The 21,956-nt window shown below is 64.8% G+C and carries 17 protein-coding genes and 1 tRNA gene; 6 read left to right on the forward strand and 12 right to left on the reverse strand.

Going from position 1 to position 21,956, the window contains the following annotated elements; translation table 11 throughout:
* Window positions 1-29 precede the first annotated feature (29 nt).
* The 3 genes from CupriaWKF_RS17030 (at window position 30) to CupriaWKF_RS17040 (ending at window position 2,932) form a co-directional block, all read left to right on the forward strand.
* Window positions 30-344 (forward strand): 4a-hydroxytetrahydrobiopterin dehydratase, encoded by a 315-nt coding sequence (locus CupriaWKF_RS17030; RefSeq protein WP_276098958.1) that lies wholly within the window; start codon window positions 30-32, stop codon window positions 342-344.
* 187 nt (window positions 345-531) lie between these two features.
* Window positions 532-1,236 (forward strand): response regulator transcription factor, encoded by a 705-nt coding sequence (locus tag CupriaWKF_RS17035; protein WP_276098959.1) that lies wholly within the window; start codon window positions 532-534, stop codon window positions 1,234-1,236.
* 61 nt (window positions 1,237-1,297) lie between these two features.
* Complete coding sequence (locus CupriaWKF_RS17040; protein WP_276098960.1) at window positions 1,298-2,932, forward strand: sensor histidine kinase; 1,635 nt, start codon at window positions 1,298-1,300, stop codon at window positions 2,930-2,932.
* A gap of 23 nt (window positions 2,933-2,955) precedes the next feature.
* On the opposite strand, the gene CupriaWKF_RS17045 is transcribed toward CupriaWKF_RS17040, so the two are convergent.
* Complete coding sequence (locus CupriaWKF_RS17045; protein WP_276098961.1) at window positions 2,956-3,477, reverse strand: SET domain-containing protein-lysine N-methyltransferase; 522 nt, start codon at window positions 3,475-3,477, stop codon at window positions 2,956-2,958.
* Window positions 3,478-4,546: 1,069 nt separating this feature from the next.
* Here CupriaWKF_RS17045 and CupriaWKF_RS17050 point away from each other — a divergent pair.
* Window positions 4,547-4,825: an HU family DNA-binding protein gene (locus CupriaWKF_RS17050; RefSeq protein WP_211946049.1), complete on the forward strand. Its 279-nt coding sequence runs from the start codon at window positions 4,547-4,549 to the stop codon at window positions 4,823-4,825.
* Window positions 4,826-5,077: 252 nt separating this feature from the next.
* Window positions 5,078-6,052 carry a DUF2272 domain-containing protein gene (locus CupriaWKF_RS17055; protein ID WP_276098962.1) on the forward strand — a complete coding sequence of 325 codons (975 nt, stop codon included), beginning with the start codon at window positions 5,078-5,080 and terminating at the stop codon, window positions 6,050-6,052.
* Window positions 6,053-6,117: 65 nt separating this feature from the next.
* Here CupriaWKF_RS17055 and dinB read toward each other — a convergent pair whose 3' ends face one another.
* From dinB to ltrA, 4 genes are all read right to left on the reverse strand, one after another.
* Entirely contained in the window at window positions 6,118-7,203 is a 1,086-nt protein-coding gene (dinB, locus tag CupriaWKF_RS17060; RefSeq protein ID WP_276098963.1) for a DNA polymerase IV, read from the reverse strand.
* Window positions 7,204-7,360: 157 nt separating this feature from the next.
* A complete protein-coding gene (gene rarD / locus CupriaWKF_RS17065; RefSeq protein WP_276098964.1) occupies window positions 7,361-8,272 on the reverse strand; it encodes an EamA family transporter RarD in 912 nt (303 codons plus the stop codon).
* A gap of 164 nt (window positions 8,273-8,436) precedes the next feature.
* On the reverse strand, window positions 8,437-9,570 hold the full coding sequence (locus tag CupriaWKF_RS17070) for a TRAP transporter substrate-binding protein (RefSeq protein WP_276098965.1): 1,134 nt from the start codon (window positions 9,568-9,570) through the stop codon (window positions 8,437-8,439).
* A 311-nt stretch (window positions 9,571-9,881) separates the two neighbouring features.
* Complete coding sequence (ltrA, locus tag CupriaWKF_RS17075; RefSeq protein ID WP_276098966.1) at window positions 9,882-11,594, reverse strand: group II intron reverse transcriptase/maturase; 1,713 nt, start codon at window positions 11,592-11,594, stop codon at window positions 9,882-9,884.
* A 1,399-nt stretch (window positions 11,595-12,993) separates the two neighbouring features.
* Between ltrA and CupriaWKF_RS17080 the strand changes: the two genes are divergently transcribed.
* Complete coding sequence (locus tag CupriaWKF_RS17080; RefSeq protein WP_276098967.1) at window positions 12,994-14,589, forward strand: carbohydrate porin; 1,596 nt, start codon at window positions 12,994-12,996, stop codon at window positions 14,587-14,589.
* On the opposite strand, the gene CupriaWKF_RS17085 is transcribed toward CupriaWKF_RS17080, so the two are convergent.
* The 7 genes from CupriaWKF_RS17085 to rsmB all read right to left on the reverse strand — a co-directional run bounded on the left by CupriaWKF_RS17085 (window position 14,573) and on the right by rsmB (window position 21,938).
* The gene (locus CupriaWKF_RS17085) at window positions 14,573-15,301 is read right to left on the reverse strand and encodes an MIP/aquaporin family protein (RefSeq protein WP_276098968.1); all 729 of its coding nucleotides are present in this window, start codon (window positions 15,299-15,301) and stop codon (window positions 14,573-14,575) included. The two genes, CupriaWKF_RS17080 and CupriaWKF_RS17085, sit on opposite strands and share 17 nt — an antisense overlap.
* A 353-nt stretch (window positions 15,302-15,654) precedes the next feature.
* Window positions 15,655-16,146, reverse strand: a complete 492-nt coding sequence (locus CupriaWKF_RS17090; protein ID WP_276098969.1) for a hypothetical protein — start codon at window positions 16,144-16,146, stop codon at window positions 15,655-15,657.
* A 232-nt stretch (window positions 16,147-16,378) separates the two neighbouring features.
* Window positions 16,379-16,454 (reverse strand) — tRNA-Phe (locus tag CupriaWKF_RS17095).
* A gap of 52 nt (window positions 16,455-16,506) precedes the next feature.
* Window positions 16,507-17,217 (reverse strand): response regulator, encoded by a 711-nt coding sequence (locus CupriaWKF_RS17100; protein ID WP_276098970.1) that lies wholly within the window; start codon window positions 17,215-17,217, stop codon window positions 16,507-16,509.
* 51 nt (window positions 17,218-17,268) lie between these two features.
* Window positions 17,269-19,704, reverse strand: coding sequence for a PAS domain-containing sensor histidine kinase (locus CupriaWKF_RS17105; protein ID WP_276098971.1), 2,436 nt, complete (start codon window positions 19,702-19,704; stop codon window positions 17,269-17,271).
* Complete coding sequence (locus tag CupriaWKF_RS17110) at window positions 19,701-20,555, reverse strand: DUF4390 domain-containing protein (protein ID WP_276098972.1); 855 nt, start codon at window positions 20,553-20,555, stop codon at window positions 19,701-19,703. Before CupriaWKF_RS17110 ends, CupriaWKF_RS17105 begins: the two co-directional genes overlap by 4 nt.
* Window positions 20,556-20,564: 9 nt before the next feature.
* Entirely contained in the window at window positions 20,565-21,938 is a 1,374-nt protein-coding gene (gene rsmB, locus CupriaWKF_RS17115) for a 16S rRNA (cytosine(967)-C(5))-methyltransferase RsmB (protein ID WP_276098973.1), read from the reverse strand.
* Window positions 21,939-21,956 lie beyond the last annotated feature (18 nt).

Below are 21,956 nucleotides of genomic sequence, written 5' to 3' on the forward strand. Positions count from 1 at the left end.
GTTTTTTCTTTCCCCTGATCGAGCCCATCATGACACCCCTATCGCCCCAGGTGCGCGCCACCCTGCTCGCCGACCTCCCCGGCTGGACCGACGTCGACAACCGCGACGCCATCCAGAAGCGCTTCACCTTCCCCGATTTCAATGCGGCGTTCGCATTCATGACGCGCGTCGCCATCCAGGCGGAGAAGGCCGACCACCACCCCGAGTGGTTCAACGTCTACAACCGCGTGGATATCACGCTGTCCACGCACGACGCCAACGGCCTGACCCAGCGCGACATCGACCTGGCCCGTTTCATCGAGCAGGCCGCCGCTTCGCTGCAGGTGGCCTTGCAGGTGGCCTAAGACACGCACGGTCGCCCTGGCGGCACGCAGGCCGCGTACTGAAGGCAAACCGAAAGGAAGACAAGGGCCCTGGCCTGTACAATCTGCGCATCGCGGTATTCGCGTGCACGCCACGCCGCGCCTGCCGCATCCTGTCTTCCTTTCCGGCTGATCCAGCCATGCCCGACGCCCTGCCCCAACTGCCGCCATGCGTATCCTGCTGATCGAAGACGACCGCCAGATCGCCAGCGGCGTCGAAGCCGGCCTGACACGTGCCGGCCACCAGGTGCGCGTGGTCCATGACGGCGTCTACGCCACCGAACACCTGCTGCGCGATCAGCACGACCTGGTCATCCTCGACCTGGGGCTGCCCGGCATCGACGGCATGACGCTGCTGGCGCGCTACCGTGCCCGCAACCGCACCACCCCCGTCATCATCCTGACCGCGCGCGACGAGCTCGAAGACAAGCTGTCCGGCCTGAACGCCGGTGCCGACGACTATCTCGTCAAACCCTTTGCCCTGCCCGAGCTGGAGGCGCGCGTGCGCGTGCTGCTGCGCCGCAGCCAGCATGGCGAAGCCGTGCCCGACCGCGACGTGCGCCTGGGCCGCCTGCGCCTGTCCGGCAACGACCGCCGCATGTTCATCGACGGCAAGCCGCTGGAACTGTCGCCGCGCGAGTTCGCGGTGCTGGAACTGCTGCTGCAGCGCCAGGGCCGCGTGGTCAGCAAGGCCCAGCTGCAGGACCACCTGGCGACCTTCGCGCATCCGGCCGGCGAAGGCGGCGACACCGTTGGCGACACCGCCATCGAAGTCTATGTGCACCGCGTGCGCAAGAAGCTCGAGGAAAGCGACGTCGAGATCGTGACGGTGCGCGGCTTCGGCTACCTGCTGCAGGTCCGCGTCGGCCAATGAACGCGCGCCCGTGGCGCTGGCCGGCACCGCGCCGGCCAGCTGACTGAAAGCTCCCCGCCCCATGTGGCCGCGCTCCCGTAGTTCCCGCTCCGCCGCCGATCCCGGTACTCAGCCGGTGTCGCCACCGGCCCGCCGCGGCATGGGCCAGGCGCCGCGCGTGGCGGTCAACGCCAGCCTGCGCGTACACCTGCTGCGCGCGCTGGCCACGCCGCTGTTCGCGCTGGTGCTGGTCAGCGGCTCGCTCTCCTACTGGCTGGCCGCGCACTACACCACGCAGGTATTCGACCGCGCGCTGTATGGCGTGGCCAATAGCATCGCGCAGCAGATCCGCATTGCCGGGCCGCGGCTGGAGCAGGACATCCCGATGATCGCCCAGACGCTGGTCGAGGCCGAGGGCACCGACCGCATCTACTGGCGCATCCATGGCCCGGACGGCCTGATCGGCGGCATGGACACGTGGCTCGGCTATGGCACCGGCCAGACCACGCTGCATGACGCACGCCTGTTCTATGCCTGGTTCAGCGGCCGCCAGGTACGCGCGGTCCGGCTTCCGGTCATGCTGCCGAGCGCCGCCACCGACGAACTCGGCACCAGCGAAGACGGCAAGCTGGCGCGCGGCCCCATCGTGGTGGAGGTGGCGGAACTGCTGGACCGGCGCGAGACCGCGGCCAACGAGATCCTGCTATCGGTGTCGGTGCCGCTGATCCTGCTGCTGCTGGTGGGCAGCCTGATCCTCTCGCACGTGCTCAAGGAAGAGCTGGTGCCGCTGCAGATCCTGACCGACAAGCTGAACCGCCAGACTGCGCGCTCGCTGGCCGCACTCGACGAAACCCAGGTGCCGGCCGAGGTGGCGCCGCTGATCCGCGGCCTGAATGCACTGCTGTCGCGGCTGCGGGATGCGCTGGACGCCCAGCGCAAGTTCATTGCCGATGCCGCGCACCAGCTGCGCACGCCGCTGACAGCCGTGAAGCTGCACGCTGACCGGGCCATGGAGGCCGATTCGCTCGAAGTGGCCCGCCATGCGCTGCGCGAGCTGCAGACCGCCTCCGACCGCGCCGTGCGCCTGTCCAACCAGCTGCTGTCGCTGGCCCGCGCGGAGCCCGGGCTGTCGCTGGAGCGGCTGGGTCCGGTGGAGTATTTCGACCTGGCCGAGCTGGCCTTCGAGACCGGCGCGGAATGGGTGCCCCAGGCGCTGGCGCGCCACCTGGACCTGGGCTTCGAGGTCCTGCCCGGCCCGACCTTTACCGGCAGCTCGCCGGCCATGGTCCGCGGCAACCGGCTGCTGATGCGCGAAGCGCTGTCCAACCTGATCGACAACGCCGTGAAGTACGTGCCCCCGGGCGGGCGCATCACGGTGCGCGCGGGCGGCGAGGCACTCGGCAACCGCGGCATGGCGGTGGTGATGGTGGAAGACAATGGCCCCGGCATCGCCCCGCAGCGGCGCGAAGAGGTCTTCAAGCGCTTCTTCCGTGGCGACCGCCAGGGCGATCAGGCTCCGGCGGCACAGACTGCCGGCGCCGGGCTGGGGCTCGCGATCGTGCATGAAATCATCGGCCTGCACCACGGCACCATCCGCATCGAGGACGTGCCAGCCGAGGCCTCCGCGTCCGCGGAACCGGGTGCCGGCTGCGAACGGCGCCCGACCATGCGCTTCGTGATCCGCATCCCGTGCGAGGCGGCCGGGGTGGCCGCCTGATGCGGAGTACGGCGTAGCGTCGCTTACTTGCCGCCCGACTTCTTGCCCTTGGGCGCCAGCATGGTGCCGCGGCACTCCGCACTGCCGCAGCGGCACTCGAATTCCTTCTTCAGCTTCTTCGTATAGCGGGCCTCGATTACCAGCCCGTAGTCATAGAAAAGCTCTTCGCCCGCGGCAATATCGCGCAGCGCATGGATAAATACGCGGCCCTTCTTCTCGCGCGCCTCGCAGTTCGGGGCGCAGGCATGGTTGATCCAGCGCGCGCGGTTGCCGCCGAACTTGGCGTCGATCACGCTGCCGTCGTCCAGGCTGAAATAGAACGTGTGGTTGGGATCATTCGGGTCGTGCGGGTGGCGTTCCAGGGCCTTCTTCCAGGAAATGTGCTCGCCCTTGTACTCGATCACCCGCTCGCCCTCCGCGATCGGCGCAATCGCGTAAACGCCCTTGCCATGCACGCCCGACTGGCGCACCTCGATGCGGTCGCTCGCCGACTTGCCCGCCTTGCTTTCCTTGACGCTGTCCTTGCGCTTTGCCTTGTCCGCCATTTGCCTTCCCGTGCTGTTCGCTTTCCATTGCGTTGCAGGCGCGGGTCGCGCCGACGCGATCGGGATGATACCGGGGCGCCCGGGGACCGTATACGCAAGCCTCATGGCTGGCGCCACGTATACGCCGAATCACTACTGAAGGGGCAGGTCATCGATCTGGCAGGACCGTATGCGCAGCCACTGGAATGTGGATAAGGCCGCCCGTTTCTGTGGATAAGCAGCCGGATTGCGTGTGGGCCGCCTGGGGTTGGCCTGGGGACGCGACAGGAACAAGTCAGACCCTCGACACAGGCACCCCCGCACAGACCCCCGAGTCATCCACGCCCGCCAACACTGCGTCCCTGTGGTTCTGGTTTATGTAAACCTTTGATCAGCTTGGCGTTTACCAGCTTATCCACAGAAATAACCGGTGTTTACCTACTACCACTATTTGTATACATGAAAAGAAAGATGTAAACCCAGTGGCCACCTTCAGCCGAGGCACGAAATTGGGGGGAGTTCGCGAACGTAAACCCGGCACAGCGCGTATACGCTCCAGCAGTCCCATGCGATTGCCAGAGGCCGTATACGCGGACCGACGTATACGCCGCCCAACATCATTCACCGCGCGAATGCCGCCCAAAGAAGAATGCTTGCTATGCAACATAGTGCATGGGCTGGGTTGGAATAGTCGGTCGAAAGTGGGCTGTGGATGGCCAGCCATGCTGTAGCAGGCTCTGGAAAGCCTCCAGGAGCCCTTCAGGCGCTACGGAGGGCACTCCTCCACCCGATAGAGGTCGTAAGGCTGTAAAGGGCGTATACGCGGTCAGAGGAGTCCTGAAGGCGCTTCAGGGGCCGGAGGGCGTAAACATCACTCCCCGTGCGCGCTTCCGGGCTCGCCGAATGGTCCGGCGGCAGCCGAATCACGGCCCGAAGCCGCTTTCCGGAAAGGTGCTCGTAACAATCTTCATCCGGTGCGCCTTGTCCGGCACGGTATCATGTGGCCCGCGACGTCTTTGCCGGTCCGGCCCAACCGTGGGCGGACCGTGTCTGGACGTCTGTGTTTTATCAACTCGATACGGAGTGAAGCATGACGAAAACCGAACTGATCGACGCTATCGCGTCTGGCGTGGACGGTCTGACCAAGGCAAAGGCCGAGCAGGCACTGAACGTGACCCTGTCGGCCATCATGGACGCCGTTGCCAAGGGCGATACGCTGAGCCTGGTCGGCTTTGGCACGTTCAGCAAGGGCGAGCGCGGCGAGCGCATGGCCCGCAACCCGCGCACCGGCGAAGAAATCAAGGTGGAAGCAGCCAAGACGGTGAAGTTCAAGGCTGGCCAGAAGTTCAAGGACGCCGTCAATCAGTAAGCCCGGAAAGCCTGGCGGGCCACTGCGGCACCCCGGCTTTGCATGACCCCGCCATGCCGCCACCGTGTCGCCCGAGGGCGCTGGTGCGCGCCGGGCGGGGAAACGTTATCCACAGCACTGGCAAGATACTTCTGCAGCGACCGCTGCACCCCGGACCGGCCCATCCCGCGGCTGGCCGGCCAGACTGGCAAACTGCCGTTCAGGCGCGCTTGATCAAGGCCGCAGCGTGTGCGGCACATCATTGGGGGCCACATGCTTCCCAGTTCGGACCAGGCCATATTTCCACAGCGTTATTCACAGCGCTCTCCACAGTGGATTCCACAGGTTTTTCCACAGGCCCGGGGTTGGGTCCTGTGCGCCGCCGTGGCCCTGGCATGCCTCGCAGGCTGCAGCACGGTGAGCGAACCGGCGCGCCCGCAGGCGGCTCCGCTCCCCGACATGGAACGTCCCGCGACCACGCCGGGCGCAACCACGCGCGAACGCATCGTGGAAATCGCCATACAGGAATGGCGGCGCTGGGGCTCGCAGACCGTGCGCCTGGGCCGCGACGATACCGCCTGCGTGACGTTCAGTCCCCTGCCGGCGCCGCAGCCGGATGAGGAGCCGCTTTCGGCAGATGCCGGCGCGCCTGCCCAAGGCTCCGCCGACCAGGAAACGGATGCCGATGGCGCCGAGTCCGGCTGTGTCTCGTTCCCCGACGGCACCGGCATGGAAGCCACGCCACTGGGCTGCCAGATGGCGCGGCGCTATTGGGGCATCGTGGGCCAGGTGCCCCGTTGCACGCAGGTCACGCAGCCGTCCTGGGCCTGGTCGGCGGTATTCATTTCCTGGGTCCTGCGCAAGGCCGGACTCGACGAGCGCCAGTTCCTGACCGGCCAGTCACATTCCATGTATGTCGTGGATGCGCGCGACGGGATCCTGCCCCGGCCCGCCTTTCATCTCGAACCCGTTCCTGCGCTGCCACGGACGGGCGACATCATCTGTGCGCCGCGCGGCCGCGAAAGATACCTCGAGGACATCGCCGGTATCGGCTTTGGCACGACGCCCATGCATTGCGACATCGTGGTGTCGGTGGATCCCGCCGCGCGCCTGGTGAAGGCCATTGGCGGCAACGTCCAGCAGTCTGTGTCGATGGAGGAGATCGAGTTGGGGGATTCGGGCAGGCTCGATGGCGTCACGAACTCCCACATGCCCTGGCTGCTGATCATGCGCAACGATCTGCAGTAGATTATTTATGCGAAAAATCAACTAGCGGATTTTTATGCGATATTGATTTATCGGGTGAATATGACTCAGGGAAACAGTTCGAGTTGCGCCGTATCGCGGTCACTGGTCCCGACACCGACACCGAGCAATCGCACCGGCAGTCCGCGCCGCGCGTGGCCCTCGGCTAGCAGGCGGGCGTAGGTGCCGCGGTCGGGCGCATGGCCACGGCATTCCACGGTGGTCTGGCGGAAGTCCGAGAAACGCAGCTTCACGGTGAGCTTGTCGATGGTGTCATGCGCCTGCGCGCGCGCAATGCGGACCTCCAGCATGGCGACCAGCGGTTCCAGTTCCGCCAGGCAGGCCTGCAGGTCCGGCAGGTCGTCTGCATAGGTCTCCTCGACACTGATCGACTTGCGTTCGCGCTCGGGCGATACCGTGCGGGGATCGACGCCTCGACACAGGTTGTAGAGCCGTGCGCCGAAGCGGCCAAACTCGCGATGCAGCCGGTCCGCCGGCCAGTCCCGCAGATCGCCACAGGTCTCGGCGCCAAGGCGTTTGAGCTTGGCCGCGGTGACCGTGCCCACACCATGGATGCGTCCGACCGGCAGCACGGCGATAAAGGCATCCACTGCCGCCGGCCGCACCACGAACAGCCCGTCGGGCTTGTTCCAGTCGCTCGCGATCTTGGCGACGAACTTGTTCGGTCCGACCCCTGCCGATACCGTGACACCCACCTCCTCCCGCACCCGGCGCCGGATTTCCTCGGCAATGCGCGTGGCGCTGCCGCCATGGTGCGGACACTCGCTCACATCGAGATAAGCCTCGTCCAGCGACAGCGGTTCGACCAGGGCCGTGTACTCGCGGTAGATCGCAAAGATCCGGCGCGAGACTTCGCGGTACTTGTCCATGGCCGGGCGCACGATCAGCAGGTCCGGACAGCGCCGCAGGGCCTGCGCCGACGACATGGCCGAGCGCACGCCGAACGCGCGCGCCTCGTAGTTGCAGGTAGCGATCACGCCGCGCCGGTCCGCGGCTCCCCCGACAGCCATGGGCCGGCCGCGCAGCGACGGGTCGTCGCGCATTTCGACCGACGCGTAAAAGCAGTCGCAGTCGCAATGGATGATCTTGCGCTGGATGGCCGGTTCGCTGGGCGGGGACGGGGTCGCGGGCATGCGGTACAGGGATAGGGGATGGGGGACGCCCCTATCCATCGATGCTATTTATGAGAATAGAAAAATTTTTCCGTGGATGATTAATCCGGTTGATGAAGATAAACCCCGATTCTGCGTTCGTGCGCTCAATTTCATCGACCTAATGAATAAAGCCTGGCTAATTATTGACGGCCTCATCGTTTGCGCTAATGGATTCCGGCTTCTGCCGGGTACTGACCCAAATCCCTTCGGCCGCGTACAAGGCCAGGGACACCCAGATCAGCGCATAACCCAGCTGCTTCTGCGGCGGGAACGGCTCATGCCATAGCCAGACGCCAAGCAGCAGCTGCAGCGTCGGGCCCGTGTACTGGAGCAGGCCAAGCAGGGACAGCGGGATACGGCGGGCGCCGGCGGCAAAGAACAGCAGCGGCACGGCGGTGATCGGCCCCGCCATCAACAGCAGGAATTGCGTACCTGGTGCTGCGTGCCGGAAGCTGTCCTGGCCGGTTGCAAATAGGTAGGCCAGTGCCGCGGCGGCCAGCGGGAACAGCAGCAGGGTCTCGAGAGACAGCCCTTCCAGCGCCCCAAGGGCTCCCGTCTTGCGCAGCAGCCCATAGCCGCCGAAGGTGGCCGCCAGCGCCAGGGCAATCCACGGCAGCTGGCCCGATGCCACGGTCAGCCAGGCGACCCCTGCCGCCGCCACCGCGATCGACAGCCATTGCCCCGGCCGCAGCCGCTCGTGCAGGAACACCACGCCCAGCAGCACGCTGAACAGCGGGTTGATGAAATAGCCCAGGCTGGCATCGACCACCCGATTGGCGGATACGGCCCAGATATAGATGAACCAGTTGCCGCACAGCAGCGCGGCGCTCGCGGCAAAGGACAGGATCAGGCGCCGGTCCGTGGCCACCTTGCCCAGCCAGGCCCACTGGCGCCGGGCGGCCAGGACGACGGCCAGGAACACCAGCGACCAGACCATCCGGTGCAGCAGGATTTCGGCCGGTGCGATGCCGGGCAGCGACTTGATGTAGAGCGGGAGCAGCCCCCAGATGGTGTAGGCCAGGAGTGCGTAAAGGATGCCGAGTTGCATGGGGGAATTCCGATAGATCTGCGCGCGATTCTACCGGCGGGGGTGTTTTATTGCCGGAGCCCGCTGCAGGCCCAGGCATTGCACTCACGTAAAACAAAAACCCCGTGCCCTCACGGGAACACGGGGTTTGCGCCGAGGGGGCAGCCTGCCCCCGCGTGGCGAAATTACAGCTTGCGCGCGTAGCTGAACTGCGCGAATGCCTGCTCGGCCACGTTGAACCAGGCGGCCTCGTTGTTGCGGAACACGCGCCAGTCGTCGTAGATCTTCTTGAACGACGGATTCTTGGCGACTTCGTCGGCGTAGGCTTCCTGGGTGGCCTTGAAGCAGGCTTCCATGATTTCCTTGGAGAACGGGCGCAGCTTCACGCCGTTTTCCAGCAGGCGGGCCAGCGCCTGCGGGTTGACCGTGTCGTACTTGGCCATCATCATGGTGTGGGCTTCGATGGTGGCGGTTTCCAGCGCGCGCTTGTACAGCGCCGGCAGCTTTTCAAATTCGCTGGCCGAGGCGTAAAACGACAGCTGCGCGCTGCCTTCCCACCAGCCCGGATAGTAGTAGTACGGGGCCACCTTGTAGAAGCCGAGCTTCTCGTCATCGTACGGGCCTACCCACTCGGCCGCGTCGATGGTGCCCTTTTCCAGCGCCGGGTAGATGTCGCCGCCGGCGATCTGCTGCGGTACCACGCCCAGGCGCGACAGCACCACGCCGGCAAAGCCGGCAATGCGGTACTTCAGGCCCTGCAGGTCGGCCACGGTCTTGATTTCCTTGCGGAACCAGCCGCCCATCTGCGCGTTGGTGTTGCCGCCCAGGAAGTTGACGACGTTGTATTCCTTGAAGAACTCGCGCATCAGCTTCATGCCGTTGCCTTGCAGCATCCACGCATTCTGCTGGCGCGCGGTCAGGCCGAACGGGACGGTGGTATCAAAGCACAGCGTCGGGTTCTTGCCGAAGTAGTAGTAGCCGGCGGTATGGCCGATCTGCACGGTGTTGTTCTGCACCGAATCCAGGACTTGGAGGCCCGGCACGATTTCGCCGGCGGCAAAGACCTTGATGTTGAACTTGCCATCGGTCAGTTCCTTGACGCGGGTCGACAGCAGTTCGGCGGTGCCGAAGATGGTGTCCAGCGACTTGGGGAAGCTCGATGCAAGGCGCCATTCCACGGCAGGGTTGCTGCCGACGACGGCCGGGGCGGCTGGGGCGCTTGCGGCCGGCGCTGCGGCCTTTTCATCCTTGCCGCATGCGGCAAGTGCCCCGGTTGCGGCCACGGCCGACGCTTTCAACAGGAAGGAACGACGCTGCATTAACTTCTCCTCTTTTATAGATATTGGTGCGGATGCGGGCCTGGGACGCCGATCGTGTCATCGCGCCTTGCGCCGGACCGTGACGCGCCCATGGCCGGGATGGTGCCGCGGGCGCAACGCTGTGCCTGTTACGGACGGGAACCCTTGCAATGCCGGGACGATAGGTGACCTTGCACAACCGCCATGGAGGCACCCGTTCGTAACAGGCCGCGGCTGTCTTACCCGAAAGAGTAGGGTAGGGACGAAGTCATTACTGACCTGTCCCCCCCTAGGAACCGTACGTGCGAGTTTCCCCGCATACGGCTCGGGCCTCAACTAAATGTCACTTCGGACACCGGTTTCACAACAGTTCTGCCATGGTGGTGCACTTGCATGTGACAGTTCGGATGCAGCAGCACGCGATTCCCTAGAGCATCGGAGCCCCCGCGTATGCGAGGTTCGATGTGATGATCTTCCCATCCTGTTTCCTTGGTTATCTTGCACTGACACACCGCGCACAAGCCTTGCTGGGATAGATACAGTTTGATCCACTGCTTACGGTGCGCCATGTTTTCCAACATTCGCTCCTGTCGCAGCTTTTCGCCGTACCGTTCCTGCGTAGGATCGAAGGGATTGTAATCCCCCCGAATCTTCTTGTGCCGCCGGATAGTCGTACCCGCAAGCGAGTACAGTTCTGTCCAGCCTACACTGCCGTTGCCGCTCACGAACTTGGTTCCGAACACCCAGTTTCGTTCGCCGACGGTTGCGAAATACTTCCTCCGCACCCATTCGGCCGACTTATGTGGATGTCGCCGCTTTGCCCACCGCCGTAAAGCAATAAATACTTCATGCTCCATGCGGGCGAACGCCGATTTAGCAACCACGGGACTGTGATACTGTGCCCAGCCCCGCAGCATCGGGTTTAACAGTCGAATTAGAACCGACTGCTCCACCGTCTTGTTGGTGCTGATGACCGCCTTCACCTTGCGATAGAACGCTTGCGCGTTTTTCTTGCTTGGCTTGATGAGCAGTGTTCCCGAGTACTTACGGAAATTCCACCCTAGGAAGTCAAAGCCGTCCGCGATGCTGACGATCCGCGTTTTCTCCGTCGATAGCGATAGCCCCCGTACAGCGAGGAACTGTTCTACCCACGGCTTCACTTCGCTTTCTAGGACCTCCGGCGTATCACCGGTGATCACGAAGTCGTCCGCGTAACGCACAACATTCACTTTGAGCCTTTTCGCCTTGGTCACTCCCAACTTCGTTCCGAGGAACTGGGTCAGTTGCGTTTCCAAGCCGTTCAGCGCCACATTTGCCAGAGTCGGGGAAATGATGCCTCCCTGCGGCGTTCCGGCTTCGGTTGCCTGAAACTGGCCTTGAAATACCACGCCAGCCTTCAACCACTTCCGAAGGATTGCTTTGTCCATTGGGACATTGCGCTCCAGCCAGTCGTGACTGATATGGTCGAAGCATCCTTTGATGTCTGCTTCCAGCACCCATTGAGCCGAGGCCTTCTGGGATAAGGAAACAAACAGCTGGGACATGGCATCCGCCGTGGATCGGTTGATCCTGAATCCATAAGAGTTCGGATCGCTCGTTCCTTCGGACACCGGTTCCAACGCCAGCAGATACAACGCTTGCATGGCTCGGTCCAACATGGTTGGAATGCCCAGAGGGCGCTCCTTCCCATTGGCCTTGGGGATGAAGACCCTCCGTAATGGCAGAGGTCTGTACCCCCGGCGCTTCAACCGCCCAATGGCTTCCCACCGGACTTCAGGCGTTTTCCACTTTTCGCGATCGACGCCTGCCGTTCGCTCACCTTGGTTCATCGTCACTCGTCGTACCGCCAGTGCTTTGGCGGAGAACGAGCGGGTCAGAGACCGTTGCAGGGCTTTCACCCTACGCCAGTCCCCTTCCTGTGTCGCCTTCGCAATTCGAATCTGCATATCTCGAACGTTCCGCTCCACGCGGCGCCAATTAATGGCGCCCCAGGTTTGCGGCACGCCGGAGAGCGCAGATTCATCCTTGCGGATCAATGCTTCCATGCTGCTCTCCTATCTTGAGGATCTTCCCCAACATCAAGAGACAGCACGCCCCTTGAGGGACGTGTTGCCCCTCAAGGGAAGAAAATTTAAACAAGCGAGATCAGTCAGCCGTCCTGCGACGATTGACCAGTTGGAAGTCTGCCCGCTTTCGCGTGGGATGATGTCTCAATCCCTATCCAGACCATTACAGCCCGGCGTTCGCTTTTTCCAACCTCCCATACCCGCACAGCCAACAGCGTTCCTTGCGGTTCGCCTGCCTGAGCCAAACTGCGCTCCGGCAGCCATACGGGCTTACCACGTTCCCTGCGCATTACACGACTGGGTTAGGGTCTGCCTTTCCGCCGGTGGTCATCGTGGCGACGTGTCCCAAGGCTTGAGTGGGACAACCGACCACACACCGTTTGGTTAATGCCTAACAGCAGCTTTGGCATCTCAATCGTTACGACGTTTATCAGCAGTTCACTTACGTTACCCATACCAGTCAGCCTAGCGCCTCGACCCCGTTGCTGCTCGGAGCCTCCACCATCCTGTCTCACGACCTGATGGCACCCTTTCGGGGGCCGCATTGTCAGGAGAGCTTCACACCCCACCGTTACCAGTGACGCATGTCCCCCTAGGCTACTGCTAGTCGCATAGCAGGTTCTCTATCGTCACGCCCTTTCGGACATTTCCGACCGAACCATAATGCACAGAGCTACCGCTCCGGGACCTCACCTACTTACAGTCGTGCTCCCTTACCAGCGAGCGCTTGACGGCATCGAACGCTCTTGCGAGCCTCGATGTCGTCCCAAAGAACGTAGCGCCGTTCCATCCAGAACGGTTTGAATGCTATGTTGCGGCGATACAACGGAAACTCCGCTGTCTAACCGCAGACACCCTCCGGGGAGAGTGCGTACAGAGAACTCGCCCAAAGGCGAGCGTCCCCGCCCTTGGGCAATGGCTGGAAATCCATCCAGCAAAAGCAAGCTGTAAGGCGCCGATACTCTGGCTTCCTCACAACACATCGGACTCCCCCTAGCTGTTCGGCCGGGTTCGTCTAAGCAAGTAATTGGTCGAGATTGGACGGTTCAGGCCGAGGCCCTTCCCTTGTCTCGACAAAGGTCGATGCTCCTTACGTTGGAGCTACCCGGACACGAGAATGCGTGTCGCACCAAGCCCACCGATTATAGCGGTGCCTTTTTCGGCACGGAGCCCTGCGGGTGTCCGGGTTTTCGCTAGTCCTGTTGCGCTTGTCCACAGTGGGGACAACTCGCGCAAAGGCGTGCCGCAGCACTGGCTTTTCGTATTGTGAGAAGGCCAACGTTGCGATGGATTTTGTAACCCGGCTTGCAGTCAAATCGTGCGACTGTTAAAAAAAGGACCCCGTACCGGTGGTCCGTGGTTCCGGTCCGCTCGTTGCATGTTGTCCGAATTTCTTGCTGCCTCCTGCCGCCGTTTTCCCCGCCGCCGCCTGAGTGTTGCCGTACTGGCTGCCTGGGGGATGACCGCGTGCGCGCAGACGCCGCAGAACATTCAGTCCCTGGCCCCGCCACGCATACAGGAAGCGCGACCCGTTCCGACCGTGGTGGCCATGGCCACGCCAGCCGATGACCCGCTCGGCGCATTGATCGCCGGCGAACAGGCGCCCGAGGCTGCGCGTCAGCCCGCTACGCCGCCAGCCGCCGACGTACCGGCGGCAGAAGCCGCTGCGCCGTCTGACGACTTCGTCGGTCCGCCCGATTCCGCCGCCCCGGCGCCCGCTCCCGTGGTGCTGTTTCCCGCAAGGCTCGGGCACTTCGTGGCCGAACCGCCCGCGCAAGGCGAAAGTGGCGATGCCACGCCGAGCGACGCGCCGCCGGTCCTGCGCTCGCAGCTCCCCGCCGATGATGCCGCGGTGGACTCGGTCTGGCGCCTCAGCTACAGCGGTCGTGCCGCCGCCGAAGAGCGCGACGCCACCATGCGCGCCTGTGCCGGCGGCGCCTTGTCCACGGGCATCGGCCACGGCCTGGCCTGCCGCAGCTCGGGCGAAGTCAAGATCCGCGAGTCGGTGCTCGACCTCGATGGCGGTGCCCAGGTCATGCTGATCGCCCAGGCCCGCGGCACCGACGCCACGTCCATCAACGGCCGGCCCGCGGCGGTCGATCCCTACGCGCTGGTGCCGCAGTTCTATACGGCCGTGAATGGCCTGTCGGTGCTGGACGGCGCCACCATGTGGGCGGGCCGCCGCGACGGCGACCCGTTGCTGATGTCGTCCGGCCTGCTGCCGCCCAATTCCGCGGCCATGCGCTTCGGCGTGGACAATGCGCGCGTACTTGGCGACATCGGCCTGAACTACCAGTACACCGCCCGCAACGACCAGAACGGGCAGAACCTGCCGAGCTACCACTCGCTGCGCACGGCGCCGATCTCGACCAATCCGCAGGGCTCGGTGCAGCTCGGCTTCACCCGTGTCGAGACCCAATCGCTGGCCGCCGATTCGGGCAGCGCCTGGTGGGCGTCGGCGATGCATGAGCAGAAAGGCGTGCTGGCGGGAACCAACCGTGTCGGCTTGCAGTTCGGTTCCGGCGCGCGCAGCGCCATGGCGGGCTACACGGGCATGGGGCCATCCCTGTCGCGCGTGCGTGTCGCGGAATCGCTCGAATGGAAGGGCAAGTCCGGGCTCGGCGGCTCGGTCGAATCGAGCATGCAGTTCGACCGTTCGCCGGTCGGCACGCTGCAATGGGCCGCTACGCGAATCCGGCCGGCCTATGTGGCCAGCGACCAGTTCAAGCTGGTCTTCGAAGTCGCGCGCGACCAGATCTCTTCCGGTTTCGGCGCCAGCGGCCAGCGCACCGCGCTGACCGTCGCGCCGACGCTGACGCTGGGCAAGTCCGCCGGCAATGCGAACCTGCGTGCGTTCTATACCTACAGCCGCGCTACCGATGTCGATGGCATTGCCTTCAGGCCGCCGGCCGAAGCCTGGGCTATGCAGAACAGCGGCTCTATCTTCGGCGTGCAGCTCAATCGGCGCTGGTAACGGCCGGCTTGCCCTGGCGCCAGTGCGCCGCGGCCGCTGCTTCCGTTTGCGCGACCGGCTTGCGGCACAGCCAGTGGAATAGCAGCGTAGCGCTCAGTCCTCCGGCAATCTGCGCGAGCACGAAGCCCGGCACATCGACGGGACGGATGCCGGTGAAGGTGTCGGTCATGGCGCAGGCAATGGTCAGCGCCGGATTGGCGAATGACGTCGATGACGTGAACCAGTAGCCGGCGGTGATGTAGCCCGCCACGACAAACGGCACCAGGGCCGGCCGGCTGCGCAGCGTGCCGATGCCGACCCCGACCAGCCCGAACGTCGCCACGAACTCGCTCCACCACATCGGCAGGCCCGTGCGGCTGTGGGCCGACCACGCCAGCACCGGTTCGCCGAACATGGCATGCGCGGCCATCACGCCGGCAATGCCGCCGCCGACCTGCGCCAGCGCGTAGCTGAGTGCGTTCAGCGGCGAAAGCGTGCCCTGCACCAGCGCCGACAGGCTCACCACGGGGTTGAAGTGCCCGCCGGACACCGGCCCGAGCGCGACCAGCAGCGCCACGAGCCCGGCACCGGTGGCCAGCGCGTTGCACAGCAATGCCAGGCCGATATTTCCGTCCGCCAGCCGCTCGGCGCGGATGCCCGAACCCACCACCACGGCGATCAGCAATGCCGTACCCAGTCCCTCTGCCACCAGCCGGCGCGAAAGCGTACTCACTGCTGCGCTCCCGGGTTGCCGGTCATCAACAGTCGGGTCATGCGGGGCGGCCGCGTCGCGCGGCGCAAGGTCTTCAGGGGCATATCTGGCCAGGGTGCGGGCATGTCCTGCACGGAACAGGACACCAGGCCGAAAGAGAGGACGACAGCAGCGTGGCAGCGGGATGCGCAACGTCGCCTGAGACGACGCCTCGATCGGGGGCGAAACTGGCGCCCAAACATGGCGCGCCGGAAGGCGAAGTGTTCCGCCCGCGGCCATGGGCGTCAATGCGCCCACGCGATCTTGTGAACAGACCGCAGGTATCGAATCAGCGCGCGTGCAAGGCGTTCCCGGTTCAGCGGTTGCCGCCGCGCTCAGCGCAACAGGAAGGCGATATCCTCCACGCCGATCTTCGCGACAGGAATGCCGCGGCGGCGCTGGAACAGGATGTGCTGCTGCACGCGACTGCGCTGTTCGGCGAACAGTTTGGGATCGATGGGCGTGCCGATGCGCATGTAATGCTGCACGAGCAGCTTGTAGGCGCGGTGGCGGATCTGCAGCGTTTCGGCTTCGGCGCGCAGCCGCTTCATTTCGGCGGGGCTCCGATCGACAGCCTGGTGGAGTTCATCCACGGTACGCGCGTGCAGTTCGCGGTAGACATCGCGCTCGGCCTCGGCGTGGTGCAGTTCATCACGCAATGCGCGGATCTTCTGCTGCAGCTTCAGCGTCTGCGCCATGGCCTGCTGCACATTCCTTGCTGCGCCCAGCGCCTGGCTGGCCGCGGCCATGGTGCTCTTCCAGATGCCGCGCTCGGCGGCGTCGGGTTCCTGCGGCCAGCCAATTCGTGCCTCGGACAGCGTATCCATATTGACCCCCCAAATAGAAACAGCCTGACCCGGCCGCGCATTCTGTGTGCGCGATACCGGCTACTGTTCAGCGTCAGGCAATCGTAAAGATATGTCTATCGGCAGCCAAGTCAAAAGTTTTTAGATCTGGGTTGTACCGCACGGACGGATAGCAACGTCCCGCAACGGTTGAGCCAAAACGGCGGCGCCAAAACAAAAAGCCCGACTCGGATGAGTCGGGCTTCTGATGTTCTGGTGGCCTGGGACGGAATCGAACCGCCGACACAAGGATTTTCAATCCTCTGCTCTACCGACTGAGCTACCGGGCCAAAGAAGCGAAACTATAACAACGTATCAGGTGCCCGTCAAGCGTTCATTGCATCACTGTTCCGCGGGTTCCTGCTTGTTGCGGCTCAGTTCCACGCCAAGCTGCTTGAGCTTGCGGTACAGGTGCGTGCGCTCCAGGCCGGTTTTCTCGGCGACTCGCGTCATGCTGCCGTGTTCGCGCACCAGGTGGTACTCGAAGTAGGCGCGCTCGAACAGGTCGCGCGCCTCGCGCAGCGGCATGTCGAACGAGAAATGCATTTCCGCTTCGGGCGGACGGGCCGCGTTGCTGCCATTGGGCGCGGCTTCACCGCCGGCCTCGGTGGCAGCAGGCGCCAGCGCAGCGTCGATGGCAGGCACCGCCGGTGCCGGCGCCACGGCGGCCGCCGCGCGCGGGCGCTCGATGCCGCGGGCCAGGCCCTGTTCCACGGCCGACAGCAGCTTCTGCAGCGCGATCGGCTTTTCCAGGAAATTCAGGGCGCCGATCTTGGTGGCCTCGACCGCGGTGTCGATGGTGGCATGGCCCGACATCATGATCACGGGCATGGTCAGCTGGCCTTGCGCGGACCACTCCTTGAGCAGCGTCACGCCATCGGTATCCGGCATCCAGATATCAAGCAGTACGAGATCAGGGGTAGTGCCCGCCCGGTACTCGCGTGCCTGCTGCGCGTTCTCGGCGACCTCGACCACATGGCCTTCGTCGCTCAGGATTTCCGAGAGCAGTTCCCGGATTCCCATTTCGTCATCGACTACGAGGATGGTTGCCATACTTCCCCTCTTAACCCCACCAAAGCGTTCCGTGACGGACCGCCAAGTTGACTATGCCAGTTTAACGAACAGGATCGAGATCTGTGCACCGACGATATCGGCACCTTCCATTCGATTGCGCAGTTCGATGCGCGCGCCGTGTTCGTCAATGATCTTTTTTACCATTGCCAGCCCAAGGCCCGTACCTTTGGCTTTGGTGGTCACATAAGGCTCGAACGCACGGCTCAGGATGCGCGGAGCAAAGCCCGGACCATTGTCCGCAATGGTTAGCTTGACTGCCTGGCGGTTTTCGCCGGCAGAATCTTTGTATTCTACAGTCTCGGTGTGTAGAGCGATATGGGGCGCCGCCCTACCCGCCGCGACGTTCTCAGCCGCCGCATCCTGCGAGTTCTGCAACAGGTTGTGGATCACCTGGCGCAGCTGCGTCGGATCTCCCTTGATCTCGGGAAGCCCCGGGTCCAGCGCCGCATGGATCACCGGATGCTCCTGCACGGCAGGATCGTCGATGCCATACAGGTGCAAAACCTCGGATACCAGCGCGTTGATCTGCAGCGACTGCAGCACCGCCGGTGGCGTGCGCGCATAGTCACGGAAGTCGTCGACCATGCGCTTCATGGCGGCCACCTGGTTGACGATCGTCGCCGCACCGCGCTTGAGGACCTCGGCGTCCTTGTCCTCGAGCTTTGGCGAGAGTTTCATCTGCAGGCGTTCCGCAGAGAGCTGGATCGGTGTGAGCGGGTTCTTGATTTCATGCGCGAGACGGCGCGCCACCTCGCCCCAGGCCACGGACCGCTGCACGGAAATCACGTCGGAGATGTCGTCGAACACGACCACGTAGCCAGGCTCGTCGCGTTCGCCGCCGGGCAGGCGAGCACCGCGCACCAGCAGCGTCAGCGGCTGCTCTTCATGGCCTTGCGGCAGTTCGATCTGCTTCTGCCAGTGCTCCGCACCGCCGAGCACTTCGCGCGTGCTCTGGTCGAAAAAAGCCTGGCGCACGATCTCGCCGAACGGGCCCATGCCGGGGATATGTTCGATCGGTAGTCCCAGCACGGCCCCGAATGGCTGGCGGAAGATACGTTCGGCGCCAGGGTTGGCAGTGATCAGCACGAAGCGGCGGTCAAAGACCAGCACGCCGGCGGTGAGGTTCTGCAGCACGCTTTCCAGGTAGGCCTTCGATTGCTCCAGCGCAGTGCGGTTTTCCTCGACCGCAAGGCGCGCTTCGGCGAGCTGGCGCGTCATCTGGTTGAACTGCTGCGTGAGCATGCCGAGTTCGTCGCGGCTCTTGAGCTCGCGCTTGGGCGAGAGATCGCCTTCGGCGACCTCCTTGGTCCCCTGCACCAGCATCAGCAGCGGACGCGCGAGCTGGCCACCGAGCAGCAACGCGAGCATCACCGCGATGAATACTGCCAGGAACAGCGTGAGCGTCAGCGTGCCGATATACATCTTGCGCAGGCCAGTGCGGCCCAGCGCCTTTTCCTGGTATTCCTGATAGGCGCGCTGCACTTCATCCGCGTTGCGCGCGAGCACGGCCGGCACGGGATGCACGACCTGCAGGTAGCGCTCTTCACGCACGGTGTCGCCCACCAGGCCGAACCCGCTCGACGGCGAATCTTCGGGCCGGCGCTCGACCGAGAGACCTGAGCCAGCCCAGCGCGCCTTCGGCGCGGCGGCGGCGCGCGGGGCGCTTGCCGCGGCCGTGCTCGTGTCGCCGGCGGGCGCGGCGCCGAGCGGAATGATCACGCGCAGCCGGTACAGGTGGCTGCTGTCGATGCGCTCCGTGCGGTTGCCGTCCACGGAGGCATCGGTTCCGCCTTCCACCGCGGCGTAGCCGCCCGCCAGGCGCGCCTGTTCGGCCAGCACGCCCGAAGGCAGGTCGGGAACCAGCGTGGCATAGCTGCTCGAAGCCGTGGCCAGCACGCGGCCGCTGCCAGTGAAGATCGCCGCTTCCTGTATGCCGTATTGCTCGCGCAGGCGGTTGAGCTGCAGCGAGGTGGCGATGCCGGAGGGGCCGCTCAGCTGTTCGGCCATCAGGCGCGCCTTGCCCTGCAGGTCGGCCAGGGCACCGTCGATGGTGGAGCGTCCCAGGTTCAGGCCCGCTTCGAGCGCGGTTTCCACGCGCACATCGAACCACGATTCGATGCTGCGCGAAACGAACTGCAGCGACACCAGGTAGATCAGCACGCCGGGCAGCACGCCCACCACGCCGAAGAACACGGCGAGCTTGGTCATCAGGCGCGTGCCGAACTTGCCGCGGCGGTAGCGCAGCCACAGCGTCAGCGCAAGCGCGCCGACTGTGATCACCAGCAGCGCGCCGACGACCAGATTGATCTTGAAAAGCAGCGTGAAGTAGCGGTCGAAGAATTCCGTGTTGGCGGAAGCGCCGGCCAGCAGACCCACCAGCACCAGCGCCAGGAAGACGATGATCCCGGCCACTACCCGGTAAAGTACGCGGCGGAACCGGCTGTCCCAGAGACCGCTGGTGTTCATGGCTGGCCGGGGGCGGCCTGCACCAGCGCGAAGGGCGATAGTGCGGTCGACACGGTCTGGGCGAACGGACTGGCGCGCAGTTCGGCCGACGCAGCCGGTGCCGAGGCGGGGACCGGGGACGCAGGCATGGCCGGCATGGCCGGCGAGGCCGGCAGCGCGGGTGCGGACGCAGGAGGTGGCGGTGGCGGCGGCGCGTTCAGGTCAGTGGGCACCGTGTAGGTGAAACGGCGCCAGTCCGAAGCCAGGTTCCATTCACGCGTATTGACTGCATTGATCTGGAAAGGCTTGGGCAGTTGGGAGAGGTCCAGCTTCATGCGCACTTCGGCATGATAGGACTCGCCCGGCTTGACCGCGCCGCGGTCGAACACGCGCCAGCCGTGCACGCGCTGGATGAATTGCAGCGCGCTCTTCAGGCGCGCGAACGGGATCTGCAGGCCGCCCGTGGAAACGCGATACTGGCGCGTGAGCGGCTGGTAGGACAGGCGGATGGTGCGGCTCGTATTGACCGGCTTTTCGTCGAACCAGTACCAGCGCGGGCGGGAGAGCTGGAACTCGACCATGAAATACAGCGAGATGCCCTTGTTCAACGCGTCTTCGACCGCGGGGGGCAGGTCGAAGTCGAAGCTCGCCGTCAGTTCGAAGCCGTTGTCCTGGTACTCGATGCGCGCTTCGGTGGCCTCGATGACCTGCGCCCCAACGGTGCCAGCCCACAGCAGGCAGGCCAGCACCAGGGCAAGGGCCGCGCACGCGCGCTGCAGCAGGCAGGTGGTGTCATTGCACCACGTCCCGGCAACCGTACGCGCGCGGTCTGCAGGGACGCGGAAGTCTGACAAGCGCAGCGTGCTCACCATCGGATCTGATCAGGCGCGTTTCTGGAAGCGGGCGTAGAAGAAGCCATCATGATCAGACGGCAGGCCGTCCCGGCCAGCATCGTTGTTGCTGGCGGGCTGTGTTGCTTGGGTACCGGGCAGTAGCTGCCCCGGCGCCTGCAATCGTATCGCATCTGTCAACTGTGCACCAAACCAGCGCGCCTGCTCCTCTCCTTCCGTTGGGAAAATAGAACAGGTGACATAGACCAGGATGCCGCCCGGCTTGAGCAGTGGCCAGAGTTGCGAAACGATGCGTCGCTGTTCATTGACAAGCCGGGCGATATCGGCTTCGCGGCGCAGCCAGCGGATATCAGGGTGGCGGCGCACGATGCCTGACGCCGAGCACGGCACGTCGGCCAGGATGCGGTCGAACGGCCGACCGTCCCACCAGTCGCCGGGCCGGCTGGCGTCGCCCACCACGATGTGCGCGCGCTTGCCCAGTCGGGACAGGTTTTCGTCGATGCGGGCGGCGCGCTGCGCGTCGCTTTCCACCGCGGTCACGTCGATGTCGGCCAGTTCCAGCAGGTGGCCGGTCTTGCCGCCCGGCGCGGCGCAGGCATCGAGCACGCGCATGCCGTCGGCAACTTCGAGCAGCGGCGCGGCCAGCTGCGCGCCGGCATCCTGCACCGACACGTCGCCCTGCGCGAATCCCGGAATCTGCGAAACCGGGAATGCGCGCACCAGGCGCACCGCTTGCGCACCGATGGCCTGTCCCGCCAGGCCGGCATTGGCCAGCTCGGTCAGGTATTGCTGCAACGGGATGCGTGCCGTGTTGACGCGCAGCGTCATCGGCGGACGCACGTTGGCGCTTTCCGCCAGCGCCATCCACTGGTCGGGATAGGCTTCGCGCAGCATGCGCAGCCACCATGCCGGCAGGTTCCAGCGGGCTTGCTCATCGCGGTTCACTGCTGCCAGCAGCGGCTTTTGCTCGCGCAGGAAACGCCGCAGCACGGCATTGACGAGTCCGCGCGCGTGCGCAGTCTTGGGTTCGGATGCGGCGGCACTGACCGCCTGGTCCACCACGGTGAATGCGCTGTAGCCGCCGCGGCCCACCTTGGCCGAGTCGCCCTCCTCGCCTTCGAGCAGCAGCGACAGCGCGACCGCCAGCAGGGAGTCCACCTGCGCACCGGGCGGGCGCGTGACCAGCTGCGTCACCAGCGCGCGCGCGGTCCCGAACTGGCGCATGGTGCGGTAGGCCAGGTCCTGCAGGGCGCCGCGCGTGGCGGCATCGCGCACGCGGTCCAGGCGCAGGTGCGTGGCGGCATCTTCAATGGCCTGCGGCAGGGCCGTGCCTTCATTGACGGCACGCACGGCCATGGCGGCACCGAGCATCTGGAAGGCAAGCGAATCGTGGGGCAGGCGCATATCGGTAAGGCTTAAGAC

The sequence above is a fragment of the Cupriavidus sp. WKF15 genome, from assembly GCF_029278605.1.
Taxonomy (GTDB): domain Bacteria; phylum Pseudomonadota; class Gammaproteobacteria; order Burkholderiales; family Burkholderiaceae; genus Cupriavidus.

Bases quoted from the DNA above. Each gene is read 5' to 3' on its own strand.
- CupriaWKF_RS17110 (WP_276098972.1), bottom strand. From the start codon at position 20,555: ATGGTGAGCACGCTGCGCTTGTCAGACTTCCGCGTCCCTGCAGACCGC.
- CupriaWKF_RS17105 (WP_276098971.1), bottom strand. From the start codon at position 19,704: ATGAACACCAGCGGTCTCTGGGACAGCCGGTTCCGCCGCGTACTTTAC.
- rarD (WP_276098964.1), bottom strand. From the start codon at position 8,272: ATGCAACTCGGCATCCTTTACGCACTCCTGGCCTACACCATCTGGGGG.
- CupriaWKF_RS17090 (WP_276098969.1), bottom strand. From the start codon at position 16,146: ATGGATACGCTGTCCGAGGCACGAATTGGCTGGCCGCAGGAACCCGAC.
- CupriaWKF_RS17035 (WP_276098959.1), top strand. From the start codon at position 532: ATGCGTATCCTGCTGATCGAAGACGACCGCCAGATCGCCAGCGGCGTC.
- rsmB (WP_276098973.1), bottom strand. From the start codon at position 21,938: ATGCGCCTGCCCCACGATTCGCTTGCCTTCCAGATGCTCGGTGCCGCC.
- CupriaWKF_RS17100 (WP_276098970.1), bottom strand. From the start codon at position 17,217: ATGGCAACCATCCTCGTAGTCGATGACGAAATGGGAATCCGGGAACTG.
- ltrA (WP_276098966.1), bottom strand. From the start codon at position 11,594: ATGGAAGCATTGATCCGCAAGGATGAATCTGCGCTCTCCGGCGTGCCG.
- CupriaWKF_RS17050 (WP_211946049.1), top strand. From the start codon at position 4,547: ATGACGAAAACCGAACTGATCGACGCTATCGCGTCTGGCGTGGACGGT.
- CupriaWKF_RS17080 (WP_276098967.1), top strand. From the start codon at position 12,994: ATGTTGTCCGAATTTCTTGCTGCCTCCTGCCGCCGTTTTCCCCGCCGC.
- CupriaWKF_RS17030 (WP_276098958.1), top strand. From the start codon at position 30: ATGACACCCCTATCGCCCCAGGTGCGCGCCACCCTGCTCGCCGACCTC.
- CupriaWKF_RS17070 (WP_276098965.1), bottom strand. From the start codon at position 9,570: ATGCAGCGTCGTTCCTTCCTGTTGAAAGCGTCGGCCGTGGCCGCAACC.
- CupriaWKF_RS17045 (WP_276098961.1), bottom strand. From the start codon at position 3,477: ATGGCGGACAAGGCAAAGCGCAAGGACAGCGTCAAGGAAAGCAAGGCG.
- CupriaWKF_RS17040 (WP_276098960.1), top strand. From the start codon at position 1,298: ATGTGGCCGCGCTCCCGTAGTTCCCGCTCCGCCGCCGATCCCGGTACT.
- dinB (WP_276098963.1), bottom strand. From the start codon at position 7,203: ATGCCCGCGACCCCGTCCCCGCCCAGCGAACCGGCCATCCAGCGCAAG.
- CupriaWKF_RS17055 (WP_276098962.1), top strand. From the start codon at position 5,078: ATGCTTCCCAGTTCGGACCAGGCCATATTTCCACAGCGTTATTCACAG.